This is a genomic window from Curtobacterium sp. PhB172 (genome assembly GCF_003752545.1).
Taxonomy (GTDB): domain Bacteria; phylum Actinomycetota; class Actinomycetes; order Actinomycetales; family Microbacteriaceae; genus Curtobacterium.
This window is the reverse complement of sequence record NZ_RKIF01000011.1, coordinates 39,265-62,871: the sequence shown is the minus strand read 5'-3', so window position 1 is coordinate 62,871 and position 23,607 is coordinate 39,265. Positions and strand designations below refer to the sequence as shown.

Below are 23,607 nucleotides of genomic sequence, written 5' to 3'. Positions count from 1 at the left end.
GGTCGGGGCGTGGGCGCGGGTCAGCGCGTGGTCGCGGGGTGCGCGACGCGGATGGAGGTGGAGTCGAGCTCGGCGGGCACGTCGACGCAGCGGTCGATGCCACGGGCGGCGAGCATCCCGGTGTCGCCGAGCCGGGAACGCAGGACGACCTGCGGGCCGCGACCGTCCGGTTCGGCCGACGCGACCGCGAGCCAGGCGGCGGCGAACCGCCCGCCGGGGGCGCAGTCGGCACGCATCCCGTGTCGGTCCGAGCCGTCGGGCAGCACGTCGTCGAGCACGAGCGCCGTGGCCGGCGGCGCAGCAGCGGTGTCGGTGGCGCCGGACCGTGCGACGGCCGCGAAGGCCTCTCCCGCGGGCTTGATCCGGCCGTCGTTGGTGAAGAGCCCGAGGTCGTACTCGAGCTCCGGGAAGTCGGCGAGCGACCTGGCGACGTCGTGCGAGCACCACCACGTGACGCCGAGCACCTCCTGCGCCCCGAGCACGTGCCGGATGGTCTGCTCGGTGAACGAGGCGGCGTCCTCCGGGGCGACGACGTTGGTGGGCGCCCCGACTTCCTGCAGCCAGTTCGGCCGTGCGGGGTCGCGGTTCCACGCGGCGGCGAGCTGGAGCAGGTACTCCCCGTGCCGCACTGATCCCGGTCCGAGTGCGCCGTGCAGGGCCGCCGAGCCGTTGAACACCCACGAGTGCGTGACGGTGGCGTCACCGTGGTCCGCCGCGTGCTCCGGTCCGAACGGCTGCGCGTCGTCGTACCAGGCCGCGTCGTACTGCGCGACGGTGACCAGCGGCCGTGGACGCGACCCGCTGCCGGACGGGGCCGACGCGGACGGGTCGACCCGGGCCTCCAGGCCGGACGAACCTGCCGAACCGGACGAACCGGACGGACCGGACGCGAGCCCGGACCGTGCCGCCGCGACCATCGCCGCCGCCCACGCGTGCCCCTGCTCCGCCGTGATGTCGTGCGGGGCGGGGTGCGGAGCGTGCGCGAACTGGTTCACCTCGTTGCCGATGGTGATGCCGAGCAGGTTCGGCTTGTCCGCGACCGCTGCGGCGAGCGCCCGGACGTACGCCGCGGTCGACGCGACGACGTCTGGGTCGGTGAACATGTTCCGACGGTGCCAGCTGTCCAGCCACGAGGGCACGAAGTCGAAGCTCGACAGGTGCCCCTGCAGGGCGTCGACGTTGACGTCGAGCCCGAACGAGCCGGCGATGTCCACGACCGTCGCGACGTCCTGCAGCGCCGACGCCCGGATGAGGGTGCGGTTCGGCTGCACCACCGGCCAGAGTGGGAAGATCCGCACGTGGTCGGCGCCGAGCGAGGCGATCGCCTCGAGGTCCCTGGCGGTGTCCGACGGTGAGAAGTCGAGCCACGAGTGGAACCAGCCGACCGAGGGCGTGTAGTTGACCCCGAAACGCATCAGCCCTTCACACCGCCCTCTTCGACGCCCTTGAAGAAGAAGCGTTGCAGGACGGCGAAGATCACGGCGATCGGGATGAACGCGATCATGGTGCCGGCGGCGATCATGCGCTGGTCGGTCGCGAACGTACCCTGCAGGTACTGCAACCCGACGGTCAGGGTGAGGTTCTCCGGCGACTGCAGCACGATGAGCGGCCACAGGAAGTCGTCCCACGCCCCGATGAACGAGAAGATCGCGATGACGGCGATGGTCCCCTGCACGGCGGGCAGCGAGATGTACCGCAGCCGCTGCATCGCGTTCGCACCGTCCATCACCGCGGCCTGGTCGATCTCCTCGGGGATCTGCCGGAACGCGTTGAACATGAGCAGCACGTTGAGTGCGGCGATCATGCCGGGCAGGGCGACGCCGACCAGGTTGTCGGCGAGGCCGAGGTCCTTGACGGTGACGAACTGCGAGATGATCGTCGCCTCGCCGGGCAGGACGAGGGTCGCGAGGAACAGTCCGAGCACGAGCTTGCGGTGCCGCCACTGCAGCCGCGCCAGGGCGAAACCGGCGAGCGTCGCGAAGACGATGTTGCCGAACACGTCGATCGCGGCGACGAGCAGCGAGTTGCCGATGTAGCGCCAGACCGGGATCGCGGCGGCCACCTTGAGGTAGTTCTCGATGGTCGGCTCGGTCGGGATGAACGACGGGTTCGCGGTGTAGATGTCCTCGCCGGCACCCTTGAGCGACGTGGACAGCTGCCACAGGAACGGGCCGATCGTGATGAAGAGCACCACGATGAGCAGGACGTAGCGCACGACCTTCTCGCGGGTCGACATGACACCCCAGACCGCGCGACGGCGTTTGCGAGGAGGCCGGGAGGCCCGTCCCGCGTCCGCCTGGCCCGTCACGTCCGGCGTCGGGCTGGCTGCACCGCGCGCCCCGCCCAGGGCGGGTTCGGTGGTCGTCGTGTTCGTCACTTGTCCGCCTTGCTGTTCATCCGCGCGAGGGCGAGCATCGGGATCAGGGTCACGACGAAGAGCAGGAGGCTCAGGGCGGACGCGTATCCGAGGTTGCCGGTGAAGCCGCGGGCGTACTGCTGGATGAGCATGACGAGCGAATTGTCCTGCCCGCCGGGTCCACCGGTGCCGTTGGTGAGGATGTAGAGCTCGCTGAACACCCGGAGCGCGGAGACGCAGACCAGGATCCCGACGAGCGTCATGGTGCCGCGGACCCCCGGCATGGTGACCGACCAGAACCGCCGCACCGATCCGGCGCCGTCGAGGGCGGCCGCTTCGTGCAGGTCCTTGCCGACGTTCCCGAGGGCCGCGAGGAAGATGATCATGTAGTAGCCGAGGCCCTTCCAGACCGTCAGGCTGATCGCGCTGAGGAGCAGCAGCCACCGGTCGGTCAGGAACGGGACGCTGCCCTGCACGACGCCGAGTGCCTGCGCCATCTCGTTGATGACGCCGCGGTCGTCGAGGATCCAGGTCCAGATGAGCCCGACGACCACGGCCGACGCGATGACCGGCGTGTAGAACGCCGTGCGGAAGAACGCGATCCCCGGCAGCTTCTGCTGGACGAGCACCGCGATGAGCAGCGGCAGCACGGTCAGCAGCGGCAGGCAGATCGCCATGTAGATGACGCTGTTGAGCAGCGCTTCCCACACCTGCGGGTCGGCGAGCAGGGTCTCGAAGTTCGCAAGGCCCACCCACTGGCTCACGCCCCCCAGCGGGCTGGCGTTCGTGAACGACAGCCGGACGGTGTTGATCGACGGCCAGAGGCTGAACGCGACGAGCCAGACGAGGGCCGGCAGGACGAGCAGCCAGGGCGTGAACCAGCGGTTGGCGCGCATCAGCCGTTGGCCAGCAGGCTGTTCATCTTGGTCTGGGCGGTCTGCAGCGCCTTCTCCGGCGCGACCTGGCCCTTCATGGCGAGGGCGATCTGCTGGTCGAGGAAGTCCGTCATCGCGGAGTTCGCCTCGACCGGGTTGAGGACCTTCGCGGTCTTCAGGGCCTCGTTCGCCAGGACACGGGCCTCGCCGTTGACGGTGCCGTCGTCCTTCGAGAAGTACGGGTCGGACTGCGACGACGTGGTCGACGGGAAGATGTTGACCTTGTGTGCGAAGGCCTCTTGGTTCTCCGCGTTCGTCATGAACTTCGCGAACGCCTCGGCCGTGGCGAGGTGCTTCGACTTGGCCGACACCGACAGACCCTGCACGTACAGCGGCGGGGTGTCGAGTGCGGGGCTGACGGTGACCTTGCCCTTGAGCGACGGGTTGTTCTTCTCGAAGTCGGCGAGCGACGTGGCGCCGCCGGTAGTCCAGGCGACCTTCTGCTGCGTGAACAGGGTGGAGTTGCCGAGGTAGTCGCTGTTCAGCACGTTCGAGGGCATGTAGCCGTCCTGGTACGCGTCCCTGTAGCGCTCGATCAGGTCGGCGGCCTTCGACGAGTCGGCGAACGTGAACTTCGTGCCGTCCGCGTTGAGGACCTTCACGCCGGCCAGGGTGAAGTCGCCGAGGCCGGGCTTCCGGCTCATCAGGTAGTCGGTCGGGCAGTTCTCGTGCATGGTCTTCGCCTGCGTGAACAGCTCGTCGGTGGTCTTCGGCGGGTTCTCCGCGTCGAGGCCGCACTTCGTGAACATCGTCGCGTTCCAGTAGTCGACGTCGGTGTTGAGGTACCAGGGGTAGCCGAACGTGCCGTCCACGCCCTTGTACTGGTACGAGTCCAGGGCGCCGGAGACGTAGGTGCTCGCGAGCTTGGCGTCGTCCTTTGCGACGTCCTGCAGGAACCCGCGCTTCGCGAGCGGCAGGGCGATGTCCGGCGGCAGGTTGATGACGTCGGGCAGCGAGTTCGACGACGCCTGGCTGAGCACCTTGTCGGCGTAGCCGTCGCCCGGCTGGTCCTGCAGCTTGACCTTCGCGTCGGGGTGGGCCTTCTCGAAGTCGGCGATCACCCCGTTCAGGTAGCCCGTGTACGTCGGCGTGAGCGCCCAGGTCTGCAGCGTGATCGACCCGCTGATCTCCCCGCTGCGGGTGTCGGCCGCGTTGCCGCCGCTCGAGCAGCCGGTCAGGACGAGTGCCGTGGCGGCAACTCCTGCGAACAGCGCTGCGGCGCGGCTCCTCGTCGCACGTGTGGTGGTCCTCATGGCGTCTGACTCCCTCGTCATCCTGCTTCGTCATCGTGCTGAACCGGTTCAGTCCCTGCGGCTGAACCCGCTTGTGGCAGTGACTATGAAGGACTAAAACGCTATAGTCAAGCCCGTGGCCACGAACCGTCGAACGACGATCTCCGACATCGCCGCGCGTGCCGGCGTGTCCGTCAGCGCGGTCTCGTTCGCCCTCAACGACCGCCCCGGCGTGTCCGACGAGACCCGCGAACGCGTCCGCGCGATCGCCCGCGAACTCGACTGGCAACCGCACACCGCGGCCCGCGCCCTGGGCGGCGCGAAGGCCGGGTCGATCGGCTTCGTGCTGAACCGGCCGGCCCGCACGCTCGGCACCGAGTCGTTCTTCGGCGACCTGATCTCCGGCATCCAGCTCGGGCTCGCCGGCACCCACGTCGGGATGAACCTGCTCGTGGCACGCGACGCGGCCGAGGAGCTCGAGACCTACCGGGCGTGGTGGCGTGGGCACCGGGTCGACGGTGTCGTCGTCATCGACCCGCGGCGCGACGACGACCGGCTCACCCTGCTCGCCGAGCTCGGCATGCCCACGGTCGTCGTCGGCTCCCACCCCTCACCAGAGGGCTCCGCACCGAGCGTGTGGATCGACGACGGCGACGCGACCGACACCGTCCTTCGGTACCTGCACGCGCTCGGGCACCGGCGCATCGCGCACGTCGCCGGGCGCCCGGAGTTCGAGCACACCGCCATGCGGATCGAACGCGTCCGGGCGTTCGCGGCAGCCGAGGGGCTCGCGGACGCCGTGTCGATCCCGACCGACTACTCCGCCGAGGCTGGCGCGAGTGCGACCCGCACCCTGCTGTCCCGCAGCACTCGGCCGACGGCGATCGTGTACGACAACGACGTCCTGGCGGTCGCCGGGCTCGGGGTCGCGAGCGAGATGGGCATAGCCGTGCCGACCGACGTCTCGATCGTGTCGTTCGACGACTCGGCGATGATCCAGCTCGTCCGGCCGTCCATCACCTCGCTGACCCGCGACACCGTGGAGCTCGGGCAGCGCGCGGCGACACTCCTGCGCGCACAGATCGACGCCGATGCCCCGTTGCCGTCACGCCCCGGGCCGCCACTGACCCTCAGTGTCCGGGAATCGACGGCACGCGCGGGGTCCTGATACGCCACTCCGGCGCTCCTGGCGTTCCACGACGACACGCCCAGCGGGCGTCCGGCCGAGGTCCACGGCACGCGGCGGACTTGACTCCCGTTCGAACACACGTTCGAATACCGTCGTGGGACGGCGTCGCGAGAACCGGTGGCAGCCCCCGGAACACCCGGAGGTCGAACGTCCGCGCGCCTACTCGCTGTCCGAGGACGCCCGCGGGCCCGACGTCTGCCACGCCGTCACCCCCGTGCCGGTCTGGGCGTGGATCCAGTTCCCGACCTTCCACGTCCGGGTGAAGGCCTTCGCGAAGAGCTGGACCCGTGATGCCGTCATGGTCGAGTGGGCGCAGTTCGGACAGCAGGCGGACGCGTGGGTGTGGCGGTCGGCCGTGAAGCACCGCACCCTGCGTGCCGACCAGGCGGAACGCGCGATGCGGAGTCCGCAGAACGCAGCGCGTTGACTTCCGGTCGCACCCCGAGGATGGTTTAGCGAACACCGGTTCGGTAAGTAACTCACTGATCGAGGCATTCGTTCGAGTGCCGCTCCGGGACGAGGAGGCACCATGAAGAACACAGCGGTGCCGTCCTGGGTCGCCCACGTGCTCACCCCACCCGAGGTCATCAGCGCCTACGTCGAGGCCCGGGTCAACGATCCGGCCCTGCTGTCGGGCGAGCACACGGAACCCACGTACGCCGACTTCCTCGGCGACGAGTAGACGGTGGTTCAGCGGCGTCGGCGGCGCGCGGACAGCGTGACGCCGACGCTCGCAGCAGTGACGCATACCAGCGCCACCGTCTCCAGCACGGACAGCCCCTCGCTGAGCACCACGAGGCCGGCCAGCGCGGCGATCGCCGGGCCGAGACTCTGCAGCACGCCGAACACCCGTGTCGGCATCCGTCGCAACGCCAGCATCTCGAGGGCGTAGGGCAGCACGCTCGACAGGACGGCGACGGCGCCGAAGACGAGCAGGAGCACGGGTTCGCGGACCACGCCGTCGATCGCGGACGGGAGCCCGAACGGCAGCGACACGAGCATCGCGACCACCATCGACACCACCAGGCCGTCGACACCCGGGATCGCGGCGCCGACGTGCCGGTTCATCACGATGTAGCCCGCCCAGCAGGCCGCCGCGAGCACGGCCCAGACGATGCCGCCGACCTCGGTCACGGCGCTCGGGCCGACCCCGAGCAGGACGACGCCGGCGAGCGCCAGGGCGGCCCAGAGCGCGTCGCGCCACCGCCGGGTGTGCACGAGGGACAGGGCGAGTGGACCGAGGAACTCGATCGTCACCGCGACCCCGATCGGGATGGTCGCGAAGGCCAGGTAGATGAAGACGTTCATCCCGCCGAGCGCCAGCCCCAGGCCGACCGCGCCGAGCCACTGCGCGCGGGTCCAGTGCCGGACGCGAGGACGGACGACCAGCGCGAGCACCACCGCGCCGATGACGAGCCGGAGCGTCGCGGCCCCGACCGCGCCGACGTCGTCGAAGTGGGTCTTCGCGATCGCGGCACCGACCTGGACGGACACCATCGCGGTGAGGGCGAGCAGCGGAGCCGGGATCCGGTCGGTGCCGCGGGCCTGGTTCATCCGCCGGACCGGCTCATCCGAGGTAGGCGAGCACGGCGAGGACGCGGCGGTGGTCCTCGCCGGTGTCCTCGAGCGCGAGCTTGCCGAAGATGCTCGACACGTGCTTCTCGACGGCGCCGGTGCCGATGACGAGGGCGCGGGCGATGGCCGCGTTCGTGCGACCCTCGGCCATCAGGCCGAGCACGTCGCGTTCGCGCGGGGTGAGCGCGGCGAGCGGGTCGCGCCGCCGGCTCATCAGCTGCGTGACGACCTCGGGGTCGAGCACGGTGCCGCCAGCGGCGATCCGGCGCACGGCGTCGTCGATCTCCTCGAGCCGGGTGACGCGGTCCTTGAGCAGGTAGCCGATGCCCGTCGCACCGGCGGCGAGGACGTCTTCGGCGTAGGTGGCCTCGACGTACTGCGAGAGGAGCAGGACCCCGGTGCGCGGGGCGATCCGGCGGGTCTCGACGGCTGCGCGGACGCCTTCGTCGGTGAAGGTCGGCGGCATCCGGACGTCCATGACGACGACGTCGGGAGCGCCGTCCGGCAGCGTCGCGAGGAACGCACGGGCGTCGGCGTACTGGCCGATGACGTCGATGCCGGCTTCGTCGAGCACGCGGGCCAGGCCCTCGCGCAGCAGGACGGCGTCGTCGACGACGACGGCCCGGATGCGTGCTGCATCCGGGCCGTCTGTCATGCCGACCAGCCTAGTGGGAGCGCGGGCGCTCCCGTGGGGTCACGACCGCGGGTTCGCCGTCGTGGGGACGCCGTTCAGGGCACCGAGCGGGATCCGCGCCGTGGCCTCGGTCGGGCCGCCCTCGGGGCTCGCGACGACCAGGTCGCCGTCGAGTGCGCGCATCCGGCCGATCAGACCCTCGATGCCGTGGCCCTGCTGGGGTCGTGCGCCGCCGCGGCCGTCGTCGGTCACGCTGACGGTCAGGTACCAGAGCCCGGAGGCGTCGACCACGAGGCCGAGGTACACCCCGGCGGTCGTGGCACCGGCGTGCTTCATGGTGTTCGTCAGGAGCTCGCTCACCGTGAAGTACACGTTGCGCTGGATCTCCGTCGCGAGCTCGAGGCCCTCGGGCAGGCGGACGTCGAGGCCGACCGGGATCGGGGTGCGGGCGACGAGGGCTTCGAGGGCCGCCACGAGCCCGCGGTCGAGCAGGATCGGTGGGGCGAACCCGCGGGACAGTGCACGCAGTTCGTCGAGGGCGTCCTGCGCGTGCTCCGAGGCCTCGCCGATGAGCTGCTTCGCTTTCTGCGGGTCCTTGTCGAACGCGCGTTCCGCTGCCGACAGGTCCATCCGGAGCCGCACCAGGCGCTGCTGCGGGCCGTCGTGCAGGTCGCGCTCGATCTGGCGCAGGGCCTGGCCCTCGGCGGTCACCGCACCGGCACGGGAGGCCTGGAGTCCGGCGACGCGCTGCTCGAGCTGCTCGGCACGGAACCCGCCGAGCAGACCGAAGTCCACCCAGTAGTGCGCGATGACCGAGCCACGGGCCCAGAGCGGGAACAGCACGACCGAGGCGGCCATCGACAGCAGCCCGAGGAACCCGAAGCCGACGACGGAGGTCATGTCCCACCCGAAGTACTGCGCGCTCAGGCCGTTCGCGAACGCGACCACCGCGAGCCCGACGGGCCAGAGGAACCCGGCGAGCAGCAGGACGCCGGCGCCCACGGTGAAGAGCGCGACGAGCGGGTACACGACCGCTGCGTGCAGCAGGTAGAGCCAGTAGTGCGGGTTGGCGACCGCGGAACCGGTGCGCGTCCACCAGTTCTGCTGCCAACGGGGCGTCCAGTCCACCGGGCGGATCGGACGCCGGTCGGCCCATCCGATGCGGAGCTTCTCGAACTGTCCGAGCCACCGCGCCACGAACAGCGCGATGAAGAACATCAGCAGCACGAACGGGTTGAACAGGTCGCGGAAGCCGCCGCCGAAGATCGCCGCGGGGAACGCGAAGTAGAGCGTGCAGAGCAGCACCCCGGTCAGGGCCATGTACCCGAAGTCGCGCGGCAGGCGCTTCCAGGACTCGCGGTAGAACGCGCCGGCGGTCATGCCGGAGCCCGCACTGCCGCCACGACCGCCACCCGGTGCCGATCCGTTCGGCGGGGTCGCTCCCCACGACGCCGGCGGGGTCTGCTGTTCGTGCTGTCGCGGGTACTGCGGCATCGGCTTGGTGGCTCCAGGTGGGACGGAGTCGCCCAGCGGGACGGTCTGGGCCTGGTCGGGCGAGGGTGTGACGTCGTCCAGCGGGACGGTTCGCGCCTGGTCGAGGCGGTCGGTGTCGGTCATGACTCCAGCCTCGCGATCACGGGGCCGTTCCCCCATCCTGCCCCCTCCCCACCCCGGGTGGGGTTATCCCCCCTCTCCACAGATCTCCCGAGGCCGATCGTCGCGGGACGGCCCGCCGGACATGCTCGTGGTGATGGGCGACGCACTCCGAGCACTGATCGACGCCGTCGGCCTCGAGGTCGGCCCCGGCGAGGAGATCCGATCCGACGACGACCGCTGGACGATCGACCTCGATCCGGACGGTACGCACGCCTGGGTCGCGACCCGGCACCGGCCGATCTGGCTCCACCGCGACGACACACTCGTGTTCATCGAGGCGGGTGGAGCCGCACTGGTCGAGCAGCACCCGACGACGTCGATCGGCTCCGACCCCGAGCGGCACGGTCCGCCTCGCACTGCTCCATCGTACGACTTCCCGCACGAGGCCCTGTTCGCCGAAACCGGCGTCGTCGTCGGGTCGGCGACGCTCGGGCCACTCGCTGCCGAGGTCCTCGCGCTCCCGTCGATCGCCACCACCCAGCCCGCGGGCTTCGCGTCGGCGGACGTCGTGCTGGCGCTGCGGCACGTCGGTCACCTCGACGGCGGCCGGTGGCACGGCGTGCAGCAGGATGCGCTCGCGCGACTCGTGGTCACGACCGTGCTCCACGACAACCCACCGCCCTCGCTGCGCGACAACAGCCTGGCGAGGGTTCTCGACCGGCTCTTCGACCCGGCGGGCGGGCACTCGACAGCGGACCTGCTCGACGGGGTCGGCATGTCTCCGCGCACCCTCGAGCGCCGGTGCGCGGAGACCACGGGCTGCACGCCGGCCCAGCTCGGGCGGTGGTTCCGGAGCCTCGGCGTCCGGCGTGCACTCACCCGGGGTGACCGTCCCGCCGAGGTCGCTGCACGCTTCGGCTTCAGCACCACCGCCTCCATGCGACGCGCGCTGCAGCGGGTCCGTGCACCGGAGACCGACCTCCCTCGGCGGTTCTGACGGTTCCGGTTCACGAATCCCGCGGTTCGCGAACCAGGACCGTCAGCCGCCCGGACAGAACATGCTCTCCCCGCGGCGCGGGCTGCGCGTAGTGTGCGGGCATGCAGAACATCACGGGGGTTCGGGTGGTCTCGGCCGCGGCAGTCGTCGCAGCGGTCGTGTTCGGGGCGCGCGGGCTGGTGGGGACGATCTGGCTCGCGCCGTGGGACCTGCCGAACGGACTGCTCCTCGTCGCCACGGCGCTCGCCGGGCTGGCGGGTGCGGTCGTGCTCGTCGCCGCGGTGCGCGCTCGGGACCGTCGGGCGCTCGCGTTCGCGGTGTCGGTCCTTGCGTTCGCGCTCCTGTGGCCCGCGCCGAGCTGGGTTACGGAGGTGCTCCTCGTCGTCGCGCAGGGTGCACTCGTGGCGTTCGGGGTGCTGATCATCCGGAACGAGGACGGCGTACAGCGGGCCTTCGGCTGGATCGTCACCGTGGCGGCGTCGCTGTGGTTCGTCCTGGCGCTGCTGTCGAACACGGTCCTGCTCACAGCGCTGCCGCAGGGGGCGCTCGGCATCGCGTTCTCCGTCCCGGGGCTGCTGCAGACCGTGGCCTACCTGGCGGCGACGGTGCTCGTCGCGGTCCCGCTCCTGCGTCCGGTGGGCCGGGGCGTGAACGCGCTCTGGGCCTCGGCCGAGGTGCGCTGAGCCGGCGAGCGCCCCTCAGCCGGCCCGTGCCGCCAGGCGCTCGGATCGGCGCACTGCCTGCTCGTCCGGGTCGGGCACCGGCGCGGCCTGGATGAGTCGACGCGTGTAGGGGTCCTGCGGCGACCGGAGGATGGCGTCGCGGGTCCCCTGCTCGGCGACCTTCCCGCCGTGCAGCACGACGACCCGGTCGCACAACGTGTCGACCACGGCGAGGTCGTGGGTGACGAACAGGCACGCGAAGCCGAGGCGTTCCTGCAGCTCCCGGAAGACGTCGAGCACCCGGGCCTGTACCGAGACGTCGAGGGCGCTCGTCGGCTCGTCGGCGATGAGCAGTGCGGGGTCGAGCGCGACGGCGCGGGCGATCGCGACGCGCTGCCGTTGTCCGCCGGAGAGCTCGTGCGGGAAGCGCTCGCGGTACCCGCCGTTCAGGCCGACGTCCGCGAGCAGCCGGTCCACCCGTTCGTCGATCTGTGCCGACGGCAGGCGCAGGATCTGCCGGAGCGGCTCGGCGACGGTCTGTCCGACCGTGTAGCGCGGGTTGAGCGACCGGAGCGGGTTCTGGAAGACCACGCCGACGTGTCGCCGCATCTCCCGACGAGCTGCTCGTCGGGCGACCGCCACGTCGGTGCCCTCGACGACGACCGAACCGGACGTGATCGGTGCCAGCCCCACGGCGGCGCGGCCGATGGTGGTCTTGCCGCTGCCGGACTCGCCCACGAGTCCGACGATCTCGCCGCGACCGACCGTGAACGACACGTCGTCGACCGCGCGGAACCGCCCGCGCAGTGCACCGCCGTACTCGACCACGAGGTGCCGGACGTCGAGGACGACCGACGGGGCCTCCGTGACGGGGTCGACCCGCGCCTCCCGGCCGACCTCGGTGCCCATGCGTGGGACCGCAGCGAGCAGGTCACGGGTGTAGTCGGCGGACGGTGCGGAGAAGACCGCGGCGACGGTGCCCGTCTCGACGATGCGACCGCGGCGCATGACGACCACGCGGTCGGCGATGTCGGCGACGACGCCCATGTCGTGGGTGATGAGGAGGATCGCGGTGCCGGTGCGTTCCCGCAGCGCACGCAGGACGTCGAGCACCTCGGCCTGCACCGTGACGTCGAGTGCGGTCGTCGGCTCGTCGGCGATGAGCAGGTCGGGGTCGGCGGCGAGCGCCATCGCGATCATCACCCGCTGCGCCTGTCCGCCGGAGAGCTCGTGCGGGTACTGGCCGAGCCGGCGTTCGGGTTCCGGCACCTCGACGGCACGCAGGAGTTCGAGCGACCGAGCACGGACGGCGGCGCGGTCGTGTGAGGCGTCGGCGCGGCGGACGGCCTCGGCCAGCTGGAACCCGATCGTGAACACCGGGTTGAGGGCGGCCGACGGGTCCTGGAAGATCATCGACACGCTGCGGCCGCGGACCCCGCGCAGGGTGCGCTCGTCGGTGCCGAGCACCTCGAGGTCGCCGAGCCGGATGCTGCCGGAGGACCGTGCCCCGTCCGGCGCGATCCCCATCGCCGTCATCGCGGTCATGCTCTTGCCGGATCCGGACTCCCCGACGACGGCGACGACCTCGCCGCGGCCGACGGTGAACGAGGCGTCGTCGACCGCGCGGACCTCGGCGCCGTCGACGTCGAAGGTCACGGACAGGTGGTCGACGGTCAGGACGTCGGTCATGGGGTCTCCGAGCGGTCGGTGCGGTCGCGGGCGGCCTTGAACGCCTCCCAGTCCTCGAGCATCTTGTGGTGGTGGCCCTGCAACCACTGCATGTAGTCGCGGCCGTTGAGCAGGCGCTCGCGGACCTCGGCGTCGACGTCGCCCGCCCCGGTGCGGCCGGCGTGCTCGACCACCGCCAGGCCGTGTCCGATGATGTCGCGCTGCCGGTCGAGGTACTTCCGTTCGCCGGCGAGCCAGGAGCCCCAGACGTCGGCCTCGGCACGGAAGTAGTGGCTGCGTTCGCCCGCGACGATCTGCCGCTTCACGAACCCGGAGTCGACGAGCCGGCGCGTCGCCATCGAGACCGAACCCGAGCTGGCGCCGAGGGCGCGTTGGAGATCGGCCGAGGACGAGTGCGGCGCGCGCGTCATCATGAGGTAGCCGAGCACCCGGGCATCGGTGAGCGCCATGCCCGCACCGTCGTTGAGCATGAGGGCGAACTCCTCGACGAACGCCTGACGCTCGGGTTCGAGCACGACGTCGTCGTGCCCGGCACCGTCGCCCCGACCGTCGACGTCGCTCACGGTGCCAGCCCTGCCGCGACCTCGGGCGACTCGGTCGGGATCGTCCACGGTTCCTCGGTCATGCCCCCACCGGCGCGGATCGACCGGACGGTACCGTCGGCGTCGCGCGTGAAGGTGATGTCCTCGTCGACCGAGCCGAAGCGGTTGCCGTGCGTCATCCGGAGCGTGTCCGCGTCGACGACCTCGAGCCGGGTCGGGGTGTCGAGCGGTTCGGGTCCGGACGGGTCGACCTCGACGAGCCGGTCGCCGATCCGGGCGATGTCGCTGACGCCCCACGGGTTGGCGAAGCGTCCGGTGTAGGCGGCGGTGTCGACGTCGTCGGGCACGGGAGTACCCGGCGCGGACGTGTCCGCCGCGGCGTCGAGCATCTGCACGACGGCGGTGGCGATGAGGGTGGCGGGCCCGGCGGCGGCGCTCGTCATGACGGACACGACGAGTCCGGACGCCGGGTCGAACAGTGACTGCGTGATGTGCCCGGGGAACCCGCCCGAGTGGCCGCGGACGTCGCGGCCGCCGATGCGGTCGACGATGAACCCGGCGCCGTAGCCGCGGGCGGCCGGGTCGTCGGTGGCGCTCCAGGCCTTGCGCTGCGCGAGTCGCTTCGAGTGGTCGTCGAGCAGGCTGCCGGCCCCGATGACGTGCTGCGAGAAGTACTTGACCAGGTCGGAGGCGGTGCCGTGGAACCCGGTGGCGGCGGCCATCGCGTGGGTGTCCACGTGGTCGATGCGCTGCCGCTGCCGCGCGGTGTGGAAGCCGGTGTACCCGACCACGAAGTCGTCGGCGCGCGTGGGGTCCCAGTCGGGGCCGGTGTTCCGCAGGCCCAGCGGCTCGGTGATCGACTCACGGACGAAGTCGTTGTAGGACCGGCCGGAGACCGCGGCGATGACGAGCCCGAGCAGCGAGTAGCCGAGGTTCGAGTAGTTGAACGACGACCCGGTGGGGACCTTCTGCCCGCGGTCGAGCACGAGCGCCAGCAGCTCCTGCTCGTCGGGGAACGGGCGCAGGAGCGACCAGTAGTCGCCGTCGTGGCCGTCGCGGATGACGCCGGCGCCCATCTCCATGAGCTCACGGATCGTGGCGTCGGCGAGCGGGGAGCCGCCGTCGACCAGCGCCGGGACGTACGTGCCGACGGTGTCGTCGAGCCGGAGCGACCCGCGCTCGGCGAGCTGGAGCAGTGCCGTCGCGGTGAAGGTCTTCGAGTGCGACGCGATGCGGAACAGGTCGGTGGTGGTCAGGCGACGCCCGGCCTCGACGTCGGCGTAGCCCCAGGCCTCGTCGAACAGCACCTCGCCGCCGAACCCGATGGCGACCTGCACGCCCGGCACCCGCAGCTGCCAGACCTTGTACGACACCCACTCGTGGATGTAGGGCAGGGTCTTCCGGTACGCGGAGAGGGTGTCGGTCACGGTGGTCCTTTCGAAGGGCGGTGGTTCGAGTCTGGCGCGTCGGTCGCGACGGTGCCCACCGCGACGCGGCGTGCACCGTGCAGGTCAGCGCCGACGCGGGTCGAGCGCGGCGCGCAGCGTGTCGCCGAGCGCGATGACGGAGAGCACCGTGACGGCGAGGAACGCCGCGGGTGCGATGAGCATGTGCGGGGCGCGGAGGAACTGCGACGTCGCGGCGGAGAGCTGCAGTCCCCACGAGATCGCCGGGCTCTCGAGCCCGATGCCGAGGTAGGTCAGCGACGACTCGGACACGATGACGCCGCCCACGGTGATGGTCGCGAGCACGAGCAGCGGCGAGATCGACGACGGCAGCACGTACCGGGTGGTGATCCGCCAGGTGGACAGCCCCATCGTGCGGGCGGCGAGCACGAACTCGGCGTTCCGCACGCTGCGGACGCTCGACCGCACGAGCCGGGCCATCGTCGGCCACCCGAACAGCGCGAGCACGAGCGACACCGTCAGCACGGACCGCTCCCCCACGCTGTTGAGCACCACGACGGCGCCGAGCAGGAACGGGAAGCCGAGGAACACGTCGGTCAGGCGGGCGAGCACGGCGTCGACCCAGCCGCCGACCATGCCGGCGATCGTCCCGACGACGACGGCGACCATGCCGGCGAGCACGGTGGTGAGCACCGCGACGGCGATCGACGACCGGGTGCCGTAGACGACGTTGGCGTACACGTCGCAGCCCTGCAGGTCGAAGCCGAACGGGTGCCCGCTGGTCGGCGAGGCGCCGCTCTGCCCGAGGTCGCACACCCGGGGGTCACCGTGGCCGAACAGTCCGGCGAACAGCTGCGGGAACGACGCGACGAGCAGCACGACGACCAGGACCGACGCGGGCACCCAGAAGCCCGGGGTGCGGGCCGCGGCCAGCAGGGGTCGTCGTCGTCCGCCGACGACGGGTTCGACGGTGGCGCTGAGCGCTGAGGTGGTCATGCGGCTGCTCCGGTCCGGACGCGGGGGTCGAGGGCGGCGTGCAGCAGGTCGACGAGCACGCTCGTGACGAGGAACACCAGGATGAGCGCGGTCGAGATGCCGACGACGACTGCGCCCTCGTGCGACCGGATGCCCTGGAACAGCAGGTTCCCGACGCCGGGCAGGTTGAAGATGCCCTCGATGATCACGGTGCCGCCCATCAGGTACCCGAGGTCGGTGGCCAGGTAGGTGGCGGTGGGGATGAGCGAGTTCCGCATCACGTGCACGCCGACGATCCGACCGGGTGCGAGCCCCTTGGCCCGTGCGGTCCGGACGTAGTCGGCGTCGAGGGTCTCGATCATCGAGGTGCGGGTGAGCCGGGACACCGCGGCGAGCCCGAACAGCGCGATGACGAACGCCGGCAGGATGTACGCCGTCGGCCAGCCCGCGGTGACGCCGGCGACCGGGAACCAGTGCAGCCGCACCGAGAACACGAGCTGCAGGGCGACGCCGAGGACGAACACGGGGATCGCACCGACGACGATGGTGCCGACCAGGACCGTCTTGTCGAGGGCCGTCCCGCGCTTCAGGGCGGAGAGGACCCCGAGCCCGATGCCCAGGACGATCTCGAGGGCCCACGCGGTGAGCGCCAGGGTGATCGTGACGGGCCACCGCGAGGCCATCTGCTCGCCGACGGACTGCCCGTTGAAGTCGGTGCCGAAGTCGCCGCGGAACAGCCCGCCGACGTACTGCACGTACTGCAGCCAGAGCGGCTGGTCCAGGTGGTACTCGGCCCGGAGCGTGCGGACGACCGCGTCGCTGAGCGGCCGGTCGCCGCCGAGCGCCCGGATCGGGTCACCGGGCAGCGCGAACGTCATCGCGTAGATGAGGAACGTCACCCCGAGGAACACGATGGCCAGGCCGCCGAGTCGGCGACCGACGGCGAGCGTCGGACGCATCACGCGCCTCTCCCCACCGGCACGGCCGTCCCGCCGCTGGCGCGTCGGTCCGGAACCGGCGGCGTGGGCCCAGACCCGCTCGTGGTGACCAGGGGCGGACGGGAGGCACGGGTCGGGTCCGCACTGTGCCTTCCGTCGTCGCCTTCGGCGACGTGGCTCGCGCAGGCGAGGATCGCCCCGTACTGCACCCCCACCAGTCTCCGCACCGGGATCGGGTCCGCCTCGGTGGCGGCGTCGGCCTGCCAGTGCGCGTAGCGCTCCGCCAGGCGGTCGCGCAGGCGCCGGAGCGGCGCGGACGCCGTGCCGGCGGTGGTCTCCGCCTCGAACGCCCGGAGCAGCATGCCGCCGTAGCGCAGCCGGAAGCAACGGACCAGGTCCTCGCAGCCGAAGCGCTCCGCGACGGTGGCCCGCCGGTCGGCCGGCTCGCGGTCGGCCCGGCGGCGGTCGGTGTCCGCCGTGCCGGCGAGCATCGGCACGAAGGCCCGCGACGCCTCGAGGAACGGCGACGCGATCGACAGCATCGGCGACGCCTCGTCGAGCAGCTGCTGGAGTTCCTCGCCCGAGGCACCGAGCTCGGCGGAGCAGCGCCGCAGCAGGTCGGCGTACGACTCGTCGGTCGGGGTCTGGTCGTCGGCGTCCGGGTGGCTCCAGTACGGCAGTTCGGCGACCATGCACAGTGCTCCGTGCCGCATCGCCCACGCCGCACTCGACGCACCGTGGATGTGCTCGCCCGGGTCGACCCCGAGTCCTTCGAGGTAGTCGTACGCGGTCTCGATCCCGTCCATCGCGAACACCGCGGGGGCGAGTTCGCGCAGGAACGGTGACTCGGGCTCCCCGGTGTCGAGCGGCAGCCCGAGCGCAGCGGGGACCGCGTGCAGGGTGTCGACGACGTCGGGCAGGTCCTCGGACAGGTAGTAGTAGACCCCGCCCATCTCGCCGTTGTGCAGCGACACCAGCAGGTCCGGCTCGGTGTCGTCGATGAGCCGCATGAACGCGAGCGTCTCCGGCAGCACCTGATCGAAGTACACCGACTTGTGGCTGTTCGGGAACGTCCACTCCACCTGGCTGTCCGGTGCCGGGCGGTAGAAGTGCCGCGAGTAGAACACCCGGTCGTGCGGGTCGTGGAACCACGCCTCGTTGAGCCGCATGCCGTCCGGGTCGATCGTCGGGACGATGTGCCAGGTGACGTCGAGCGCACGGGCGTCGTCGTCGGTGAGCACCGTCTCGGCGAGGTGCAGGGCCGTCCACGAGCCGATCGGTTCGTTCGGGTGCACGCCGCCGACCACGACGGCGGCGTGCGCCCCGGTGCCGATCCGGTAGGAGTGCAGCGGTTCGCCGAGCCGGCTGGTGCCGATCCGGGTGACCGTGACCTGGTCCGGGTGGGACGCTGCGAGCGCGTCGAACCGGGCGTGCAGGTCGTCGACGAGCGGGAAGCCGTCGTGGTCGGGGACCTCGGCCGCCAGGCGGAGGATGGTGCGCTGGTCCATGTGGTGGTGCCCTACTTCACGGCGATCTGCGCGACGACCGGGCTGCCGGCGACCGCGGGGAGCTTCGTGACCTTGTCGCTCGTGACGTACGAGTACTTGTCGAAGAAGGTCGGCACGACGGGGAAGTCCTCGAGCACGGCTTCCTGCGTCTTCGTGTAGTACTCGTTCGCTTCGTCCTGCGAGCCGGCCGAGTCGGCCTTCGCCAGCAACGCGTCGACGGTGTCGGACTGGTAGTACCCGGTGCAGGGCGAGCAGCCGCCGGCCAGGGTGAACAGGGCGCGGAGGGTGTTCTGCTGGCTGATGTACAGCGCACCCCAGTGACCGAAGTGCGGGCCGGCGACCTTCTTGTCCGTCAGCTCGGAGTAGTACGAGGCCCAGTCGGTGGTGGCCTTCGCGACGGTGTCGACGCCCAGGTTCTGCCGGATCTGGTTGGCGTAGGCCTCGTAGAGCGAGTCGAGGCCGCTGCCGCCGGGGTAGACGAGCGTGATCGTGCCGTCGAAGCCACCGGACTTCGCCAGGAGCTGCTTCGCCGCTGCGGGGTCGAACTCGCACGCGTCGCCGCAGATGCCTTCTTCGGTGCCGGACATCGACGGGGGCGTGAGTGCGGTGGCGGGGTCGTACAGGCCGCCGTAGATGGCGGTGTTCACCTCGTCGCGGTCGATCGACATCGAGATCGCGCGTCGGACGTCGGGGTCGGAGTAGCGGTCGTCCCAGAGCGGGAAGCCGAGGTAGTCGATGCCCGGGGCGTCGAAGGAGTGCAGGCGGTCGCCGAAGTCGGCCTTCGCGCTCGTCATCTTGTCGGTCGGCAGGAACAGCACGTCGGCGTTGCCCGCGAGGACGTCGGTGTAGGCGGTGTTCATGTCCGAGTAGCTCCGGAACGTGACGTCCTTCGTGACCGGCTTCGTGCCCTCGTAGTCCTTCCACGCGGTGACGGTGAACTCCTTGTCCGCCTTCCACGCCGACTGCATCTCGTAGGGGCCGTTCCCGATCGGCTTCTCGTCGTACGCCTTCAGGTCGTCGTAGGCGGCCTCGGGCATCGGGTAGAACGCCGTCTGGGCCTGGCTGAGCTGCAGCGGGAACTGGCTGTCGGCGTGCGTGAGCGTGACCGTGAAGGTGTCCTTGCCGGTGACCTTCAGCCCCGACATCTCCTTCGTCTTCGGGGTGCCCTTCGCCGGGTTGAGGTCCGTGTACCCGACGATCGCGGCGAGCTGCCCGCTGTTCTCCCACGCGTTGGGGCCGTAGGCGACGTGGTTCCAGGCCTTCACGTAGCTCTCCGGGGTGACGGCCTCGCCGTTCTGGAACGTCCAGCCGTCCCGGAGGGTGATGGTCCACGTGGTGGCGTCGTCGCTCTCGACGCTCTTCGCGGCGACGTCGTGGAGCTCGCCCTTCGCGTCGGTCTGCGTCAGCGGCGCGAACAGGCTCTGCACCTGGTCGAACGCGACGGTCTGTCGTCCGGGCGTCAGGTGGTCGGGCTCGCCGGTGGCGTACACCAGGCTCGATCCGCCGGCGGAGTCGGCCGTGCCGCTCGCCGAACAGCCGGTCACCACGAGCGCCAGTGTGGCTGCCGTGGCCAGGGCGGCGATGGTCCTGCGTCGCATGGGGGTCTCCTCGGGTCGTCGTTGCTGAGTGAAGCTAGGCCCGTTCGAGTACCCGGCACAATGCTTCTTTCAATGAACTCTGAAACTTTTACCGTTCTGAAACACTCGCGAAACGACAGGTGTCGCGCTCGACCGGGGCCGTGTGCCACGCTCGGACCATGCGGCACACACCCCACTTCCTGATGACGGACGTCGACGAGGTCAAGCGCCTCGTCGCCGGCAACCCGTGGGCCACGATCGTGTCGCACACCGACGCCGGGATCGTCGCGTCGCACTACCCGTTCCTGCTCGAGACACCCGGGCCGGACGACGACCCCGACGAGGTCGTCCTCGTCTCGCACGTCGGCCGCCCCGACGAACTCGCGCACGAACTCGGCCGCCACGAGGTCCTGGTCGTGGTGCAGGGTCCGCACGGCTACGTCTCCCCCGCCTGGTACCCGCCGGAGCAGTTCGTGCCGACCTGGAACCACGTCACGGCCCACCTGTGGGGCACGCCGGAGCTGCTGTCCGACGACGAGAACTTCCGGGTGCTCGGCGAGCTCGTCGACCACTTCGAGCAGGTCATGCCGGAGCCGGTCTCGCTCGAGATCGACGAGGAGACCGCACGCCGGATGGCGAAGGGCACCGTGGGCATCCGGATCCGCATCACCCGGTTCGACGCCCGCGCGAAGCTCTCCCAGAACAAGGCGCCCGAGGTCGTCGACCGCATCATCGCGGGGCTGCGCGGCGACGGCCCCTACGCGTCGCCGGCGCTCGCCGACGAGATGGAGCGGGTCCGGTCCGTCGGCTCCACGACGGACAGCCGGGAGGCGCGATGAGCGAGATCCTGCTCCGCACCGTCCGCAGGGTGGGCACCTCCGGGGCCCCTGCCGACGTCCGCATCGCCGACGGCCTGGTCACCGAGATCGCGCCGGCCGGCACGCTCGACCCCGCCGGCCCCGACACCGAGGTCGTCGAGGCCGCCGGCGCCTGGCTCGGCCCCGGCCTCCGCGACCACCACACGCACTTCGACCAGTGGGCCCTGGTGCGCCGCCGCGTCGACGTCTCCGCCTGCGACTCCGCGGAGTCGACCGCCGACCTCCTCGCCGCGGTCGCGCGGACCGGGGTGCCGGACCGCGTGCTGATCGGCCACGGCTACCGCGACGGGTTGTGGCCGACCCCCGCACGACGCGAGCTGCTCGACCAAACCGCACCGGGCCTCCCGACCGTCGTCATCAGCGGTGACCTGCACGCCGTCTGGTGCAACGCCCTCGCGCTCGCGCACTTCTCCGCACTCGTCGGCCGCTCGCTCGAGGCGGGTGACGACGGGGTCCTGCGCGAGCAGGACGCCTTCGACGTGACCGGTGCACTCTCGCAGGTGCCGGACGACCTGCTCGACGGGTACGTCGCCGACGCCGCGGAGGCCGCTGCCGCCCGCGGCGTGACGGGCATCGTCGACCTCGAGATGCGCTTCGGCCTCGACCGCTGGGCGCGCCGGATCCACGCTGGCACCGACGCACTCCGGGTGGCGTCGGGCGTCTACCCGGCCGAACTCGACGCGGCGATCGACCGCGGACTCCGCACCGGTGACGTCGTCGACCGGACCCGCGGCCTGCTCACGATGGGGCCGTTCAAGGTCGTCACCGACGGCTCGCTCGGCACCCGGACCGCGGCCATGGCCGACGGCTCCGGCGTGCTGGCGTGGGAGTTCGACGACCTCGTCGCGATCACCCGCCGAGCCGTCGACGCCGGACTCGTGCCCGCCATCCACGCCATCGGCGACCGCGCGAACACCCTCGCGCTCGACGTCTTCGAAGCCGTCGGCGCCCGCGGCACCATCGAGCACGCGCAACTGCTCGTCGACACCGACGTCGACCGGTTCGCCAGGCTCGGAGTGGCCGCCTCGGTGCAGCCCGAGCACGCCATGGACGACCGCGACATCGCCGACCGGCACTGGGCGGGCCGCACCGACCGCGCCTTCGCGTTCGCGTCGCTCGCCCGAGCCGGTGCCCGGCTGCTGCTCGGGTCGGACGCCCCCGTCGCGCCGCTCGACCCGTGGATCTCGATGGCCGCGGCCGTCGGACGCGACCGGGACGGCCGCGACCCGTGGCACCCCGCCGAACGGCTCTCCGCGATCGCCGCGTGGCAGGGCTCGACGGACGGTCGGGTCAGCGTGGCCGTCGGCGACGTCGCGGACCTGGTGCTCGTCGGGTCGGACCCGCTGGCAGCGTCGTCGTCCTCGTTGCGGTCGATGCGCGTGCTCGCGACCGCGATCGCCGGGCGGTTCACGTACTGCGAGCTCTGAGCTCTCGGTTCTGAGCTCTCGGTTCTGAGCTCTCGGTTCTGAGCCGCGCTACTTCTGGTCCTTCGGGCACCAGTAGAGCTTCCGACCGGCCATGTCGGCCACCCGGATCTCGGTGCCGCACACCCGGCAGGGCTCACCCTGGCGGTGGTAGACCCAGTGCCGGTCCTTGCGCGACCGCTGCGCCTTCTTGTACTCGGCGTCGGACAGGCCGTCCATCGTCATCATCAGGCCGTCGCGGACGCCGTCGTGCAGCAGCGTCGACCAGTCCGCCCACAGCGCCTTCGCCTGCTTGACGGTGATCTTCTTGCCGACCTTGTACGGGTCGATGCGCTGCCGGAACAGCAACTCGGCCCGGTAGATGTTGCCGATGCCGCTCACCACGGACTGGTCCATGAGCAGCTGGCCGATGGCGACGTTCCGCTTCCGGACGTTGTCCACGAAGGTCTTCTCGGCCTCGGGGCCGTCGTCGTTCATCGGGTCGGGGCCGAGCTTGTCGAGGGCACGCTGCACCTCGGCCGGGGTCTCCACCACGCAGGCCGTCGGGCCGCGCAGGTCGGCAACGGTGTCCTCGGTCAGGATCCGGACGCGCACCTGGCCGACGGGGTCCGGCGGGAAGGACTCGATCGGGTCCTCGACCTTCTCCTGCTCGGCCATCCGGTACCGCGCCAGTCGGGGTGCGCCGATCGACGTGAGGGACTCCTCGCCGTCGTCGTCGGCGGACAGCGCCGTGGCGGTCGACAGGTCGCCGGCGAAGTCCCACGCGCCGTAGAGCCCGAGGTGGACGCGCAGGAACAGGTCGCCCTCGAACTCGAGGAACATCTGCTTCGCCACCGCCCGGGCAGCGATCATCTGCTTGCCGTCGAGCTGGGCGGCCCCGGCGGCGAACCGCCCCTGCGGACTGGACACCTCGCAGCGCTTGCCGACGAAGTGCCGGGTGAACTGGTTGGCGATTCGGTGGACGGAGTGACCCTCGGGCATGGGACCTGTCTACTCGGCCGAGCCGTCGATCTGCTTGCCGGCGATGTGCCCCGTCTGCTCGTACTCGGCCAGCTGCGCGATGCGGCGCGCGTGACGCTCCTCGCCCGAGAACGGCTCGGCGATGAACAGGTCGACGAAGCGGATCGCTTCGTCCTCGGTGTGCTGGCGCGCACCGATCGAGATGACGTTGGCGTCGTTGTGCTGGCGTGCGAGGAGTGCGGTCGACTCGTTCCAGACGAGCGCTGCGCGGACGCCCTCGACCTTGTTCGCGGCGATCTGCTCACCGTTGCCGGAGCCGCCGAACACGACGCCGAGCGCCTGGACGCCGGCCCGCTGGTCCTGCACCACGGCGTGCGCGGCGTTGATGCAGAACGAGGGGTAGTCGTCGAGCGCGTCGTACTCGGTCGGTCCGTGGTCCACGACCTCGTGCCCGGCTTCGGTCAGGTGCGTTGCGAGGGTCTGGTTGAACTCGAGGCCGGCGTGGTCCGTTCCGAGGTGGATGCGCATGGAACC

General features: G+C 71.1%; 23 protein-coding genes. 7 read left to right on the top strand and 16 right to left on the bottom strand.

Annotated features, from left to right (window positions below; genetic code table 11):
- Positions 1-20: 20 nt before the first annotated feature.
- The 4 genes from EDF42_RS16010 to EDF42_RS15995 are packed head-to-tail and all read right to left on the bottom strand — an operon-like array spanning position 21 to position 4,544.
- Positions 21-1,415 carry a cellulase family glycosylhydrolase gene (locus EDF42_RS16010; protein ID WP_123673342.1) on the bottom strand — a complete coding sequence of 465 codons (1,395 nt, stop codon included), beginning with the start codon at positions 1,413-1,415 and terminating at the stop codon, positions 21-23.
- A complete protein-coding gene (locus EDF42_RS16005; protein WP_220036393.1) occupies positions 1,415-2,377 on the bottom strand; it encodes a carbohydrate ABC transporter permease in 963 nt (320 codons plus the stop codon). The genes EDF42_RS16010 and EDF42_RS16005 overlap by 1 nt, the downstream gene beginning before the upstream one ends.
- On the bottom strand, positions 2,374-3,252 hold the full coding sequence (locus EDF42_RS16000; protein WP_123673340.1) for a carbohydrate ABC transporter permease: 879 nt from the start codon (positions 3,250-3,252) through the stop codon (positions 2,374-2,376). Before EDF42_RS16000 ends, EDF42_RS16005 begins: the two co-directional genes overlap by 4 nt.
- The gene (locus tag EDF42_RS15995; protein WP_123673338.1) at positions 3,252-4,544 is read right to left on the bottom strand and encodes an ABC transporter substrate-binding protein; all 1,293 of its coding nucleotides are present in this window, start codon (positions 4,542-4,544) and stop codon (positions 3,252-3,254) included. The genes EDF42_RS16000 and EDF42_RS15995 overlap by 1 nt, the downstream gene beginning before the upstream one ends.
- Before the next feature lie 115 nt (positions 4,545-4,659).
- Here EDF42_RS15995 and EDF42_RS15990 point away from each other — a divergent pair, with 115 nt between their 5' ends.
- From EDF42_RS15990 to EDF42_RS19065, 3 genes are all read left to right on the top strand, one after another.
- A complete protein-coding gene (locus EDF42_RS15990) occupies positions 4,660-5,691 on the top strand; it encodes a LacI family DNA-binding transcriptional regulator (RefSeq protein ID WP_123341098.1) in 1,032 nt (343 codons plus the stop codon).
- A 115-nt stretch (positions 5,692-5,806) separates the two neighbouring features.
- Entirely contained in the window at positions 5,807-6,139 is a 333-nt protein-coding gene (locus EDF42_RS15985; RefSeq protein WP_123293983.1) for a hypothetical protein, read from the top strand.
- 102 nt (positions 6,140-6,241) lie between these two features.
- Positions 6,242-6,394: a hypothetical protein gene (locus tag EDF42_RS19065; protein WP_159572741.1), complete on the top strand. Its 153-nt coding sequence runs from the start codon at positions 6,242-6,244 to the stop codon at positions 6,392-6,394.
- An 8-nt stretch (positions 6,395-6,402) separates the two neighbouring features.
- Here EDF42_RS19065 and EDF42_RS15980 read toward each other — a convergent pair whose 3' ends face one another.
- Genes EDF42_RS15980 through EDF42_RS15970 form a run of 3 tightly spaced genes read right to left on the bottom strand, consistent with a single transcriptional unit; the run spans position 6,403 to position 9,538 of the window.
- Positions 6,403-7,266 carry a DMT family transporter gene (locus EDF42_RS15980; RefSeq protein ID WP_123673336.1) on the bottom strand — a complete coding sequence of 288 codons (864 nt, stop codon included), beginning with the start codon at positions 7,264-7,266 and terminating at the stop codon, positions 6,403-6,405.
- Positions 7,267-7,279: 13 nt separating this feature from the next.
- Positions 7,280-7,942, bottom strand: a complete 663-nt coding sequence (locus EDF42_RS15975) for a response regulator transcription factor (protein WP_111084503.1) — start codon at positions 7,940-7,942, stop codon at positions 7,280-7,282.
- Positions 7,943-7,981: 39 nt separating this feature from the next.
- On the bottom strand, positions 7,982-9,538 hold the full coding sequence (locus EDF42_RS15970; protein ID WP_123341100.1) for a sensor histidine kinase: 1,557 nt from the start codon (positions 9,536-9,538) through the stop codon (positions 7,982-7,984).
- Between the two features lie 133 nt (positions 9,539-9,671).
- On the opposite strand from EDF42_RS15970, the gene EDF42_RS15965 reads away from it, so the two are divergent.
- Together EDF42_RS15965 and EDF42_RS15960 are read left to right on the top strand one after the other, a co-directional pair.
- Positions 9,672-10,514: a helix-turn-helix domain-containing protein gene (locus tag EDF42_RS15965; RefSeq protein ID WP_185041001.1), complete on the top strand. Its 843-nt coding sequence runs from the start codon at positions 9,672-9,674 to the stop codon at positions 10,512-10,514.
- Between the two features lie 101 nt (positions 10,515-10,615).
- Positions 10,616-11,197 (top strand): hypothetical protein, encoded by a 582-nt coding sequence (locus EDF42_RS15960; protein ID WP_123673333.1) that lies wholly within the window; start codon positions 10,616-10,618, stop codon positions 11,195-11,197.
- A gap of 15 nt (positions 11,198-11,212) precedes the next feature.
- On the opposite strand, the gene EDF42_RS15955 is transcribed toward EDF42_RS15960, so the two are convergent.
- The 7 genes from EDF42_RS15955 to EDF42_RS15925 form a co-directional block, all read right to left on the bottom strand.
- Complete coding sequence (locus EDF42_RS15955) at positions 11,213-12,865, bottom strand: ABC transporter ATP-binding protein (RefSeq protein ID WP_123673330.1); 1,653 nt, start codon at positions 12,863-12,865, stop codon at positions 11,213-11,215.
- Positions 12,862-13,428 carry a GbsR/MarR family transcriptional regulator gene (locus tag EDF42_RS15950; protein WP_123673328.1) on the bottom strand — a complete coding sequence of 189 codons (567 nt, stop codon included), beginning with the start codon at positions 13,426-13,428 and terminating at the stop codon, positions 12,862-12,864. The genes EDF42_RS15955 and EDF42_RS15950 overlap by 4 nt, the downstream gene beginning before the upstream one ends.
- On the bottom strand, positions 13,425-14,834 hold the full coding sequence (locus tag EDF42_RS15945) for a serine hydrolase (RefSeq protein ID WP_260213549.1): 1,410 nt from the start codon (positions 14,832-14,834) through the stop codon (positions 13,425-13,427). Before EDF42_RS15945 ends, EDF42_RS15950 begins: the two co-directional genes overlap by 4 nt.
- 84 nt (positions 14,835-14,918) lie before the next feature.
- Positions 14,919-15,809 carry an ABC transporter permease gene (locus EDF42_RS15940; RefSeq protein WP_111086776.1) on the bottom strand — a complete coding sequence of 297 codons (891 nt, stop codon included), beginning with the start codon at positions 15,807-15,809 and terminating at the stop codon, positions 14,919-14,921.
- A complete protein-coding gene (locus EDF42_RS15935) occupies positions 15,806-16,747 on the bottom strand; it encodes an ABC transporter permease (protein ID WP_123293990.1) in 942 nt (313 codons plus the stop codon). The genes EDF42_RS15940 and EDF42_RS15935 overlap by 4 nt, the downstream gene beginning before the upstream one ends.
- Positions 16,747-18,234, bottom strand: a complete 1,488-nt coding sequence (locus EDF42_RS15930) for a M14 family zinc carboxypeptidase (RefSeq protein WP_260235536.1) — start codon at positions 18,232-18,234, stop codon at positions 16,747-16,749. The genes EDF42_RS15935 and EDF42_RS15930 overlap by 1 nt, the downstream gene beginning before the upstream one ends.
- An 11-nt stretch (positions 18,235-18,245) precedes the next feature.
- Positions 18,246-19,832 carry an ABC transporter substrate-binding protein gene (locus EDF42_RS15925; RefSeq protein ID WP_260235535.1) on the bottom strand — a complete coding sequence of 529 codons (1,587 nt, stop codon included), beginning with the start codon at positions 19,830-19,832 and terminating at the stop codon, positions 18,246-18,248.
- A gap of 158 nt (positions 19,833-19,990) precedes the next feature.
- Here EDF42_RS15925 and EDF42_RS15920 point away from each other — a divergent pair, with 158 nt between their 5' ends.
- Positions 19,991-20,650: an FMN-binding negative transcriptional regulator gene (locus tag EDF42_RS15920; RefSeq protein ID WP_123673563.1), complete on the top strand. Its 660-nt coding sequence runs from the start codon at positions 19,991-19,993 to the stop codon at positions 20,648-20,650.
- Positions 20,647-22,116, top strand: a complete 1,470-nt coding sequence (locus tag EDF42_RS15915; RefSeq protein ID WP_123673326.1) for an amidohydrolase — start codon at positions 20,647-20,649, stop codon at positions 22,114-22,116. The genes EDF42_RS15920 and EDF42_RS15915 overlap by 4 nt, the downstream gene beginning before the upstream one ends.
- A 48-nt stretch (positions 22,117-22,164) precedes the next feature.
- Here the strand turns inward: EDF42_RS15915 and EDF42_RS15910 are convergent, their stop codons facing one another.
- Together EDF42_RS15910 and EDF42_RS15905 are read right to left on the bottom strand one after the other, a co-directional pair.
- Positions 22,165-23,094, bottom strand: a complete 930-nt coding sequence (locus EDF42_RS15910) for an Fpg/Nei family DNA glycosylase (RefSeq protein ID WP_123673323.1) — start codon at positions 23,092-23,094, stop codon at positions 22,165-22,167.
- A gap of 9 nt (positions 23,095-23,103) precedes the next feature.
- Positions 23,104-23,601 carry a ribose-5-phosphate isomerase gene (locus tag EDF42_RS15905; RefSeq protein ID WP_123293994.1) on the bottom strand — a complete coding sequence of 166 codons (498 nt, stop codon included), beginning with the start codon at positions 23,599-23,601 and terminating at the stop codon, positions 23,104-23,106.
- Positions 23,602-23,607: the final 6 nt, after the last annotated feature.

Excerpts from the sequence above, each read along its gene's own strand:
- EDF42_RS16010 (WP_123673342.1), bottom strand. The coding sequence starts at position 1,415 with ATGCGTTTCGGGGTCAACTACACGCCCTCGGTCGGCTGGTTCCACTCG.
- EDF42_RS15965 (WP_185041001.1), top strand. The coding sequence starts at position 9,672 with ATGGGCGACGCACTCCGAGCACTGATCGACGCCGTCGGCCTCGAGGTC.
- EDF42_RS15940 (WP_111086776.1), bottom strand. The coding sequence starts at position 15,809 with ATGACCACCTCAGCGCTCAGCGCCACCGTCGAACCCGTCGTCGGCGGA.
- EDF42_RS15920 (WP_123673563.1), top strand. The coding sequence starts at position 19,991 with ATGCGGCACACACCCCACTTCCTGATGACGGACGTCGACGAGGTCAAG.
- EDF42_RS15905 (WP_123293994.1), bottom strand. The coding sequence starts at position 23,601 with ATGCGCATCCACCTCGGAACGGACCACGCCGGCCTCGAGTTCAACCAG.
- EDF42_RS15930 (WP_260235536.1), bottom strand. The coding sequence starts at position 18,234 with ATGGACCAGCGCACCATCCTCCGCCTGGCGGCCGAGGTCCCCGACCAC.
- EDF42_RS15960 (WP_123673333.1), top strand. The coding sequence starts at position 10,616 with ATGCAGAACATCACGGGGGTTCGGGTGGTCTCGGCCGCGGCAGTCGTC.
- EDF42_RS15910 (WP_123673323.1), bottom strand. The coding sequence starts at position 23,094 with ATGCCCGAGGGTCACTCCGTCCACCGAATCGCCAACCAGTTCACCCGG.
- EDF42_RS15935 (WP_123293990.1), bottom strand. The coding sequence starts at position 16,747 with ATGCGTCCGACGCTCGCCGTCGGTCGCCGACTCGGCGGCCTGGCCATC.
- EDF42_RS15915 (WP_123673326.1), top strand. The coding sequence starts at position 20,647 with ATGAGCGAGATCCTGCTCCGCACCGTCCGCAGGGTGGGCACCTCCGGG.
- EDF42_RS15980 (WP_123673336.1), bottom strand. The coding sequence starts at position 7,266 with ATGAACCAGGCCCGCGGCACCGACCGGATCCCGGCTCCGCTGCTCGCC.
- EDF42_RS15975 (WP_111084503.1), bottom strand. The coding sequence starts at position 7,942 with ATGACAGACGGCCCGGATGCAGCACGCATCCGGGCCGTCGTCGTCGAC.
- EDF42_RS19065 (WP_159572741.1), top strand. The coding sequence starts at position 6,242 with ATGAAGAACACAGCGGTGCCGTCCTGGGTCGCCCACGTGCTCACCCCA.
- EDF42_RS15995 (WP_123673338.1), bottom strand. The coding sequence starts at position 4,544 with ATGAGGACCACCACACGTGCGACGAGGAGCCGCGCCGCAGCGCTGTTC.
- EDF42_RS15970 (WP_123341100.1), bottom strand. The coding sequence starts at position 9,538 with ATGACCGACACCGACCGCCTCGACCAGGCGCGAACCGTCCCGCTGGAC.
- EDF42_RS15955 (WP_123673330.1), bottom strand. The coding sequence starts at position 12,865 with ATGACCGACGTCCTGACCGTCGACCACCTGTCCGTGACCTTCGACGTC.
- EDF42_RS16000 (WP_123673340.1), bottom strand. The coding sequence starts at position 3,252 with ATGCGCGCCAACCGCTGGTTCACGCCCTGGCTGCTCGTCCTGCCGGCC.
- EDF42_RS15925 (WP_260235535.1), bottom strand. The coding sequence starts at position 19,832 with ATGCGACGCAGGACCATCGCCGCCCTGGCCACGGCAGCCACACTGGCG.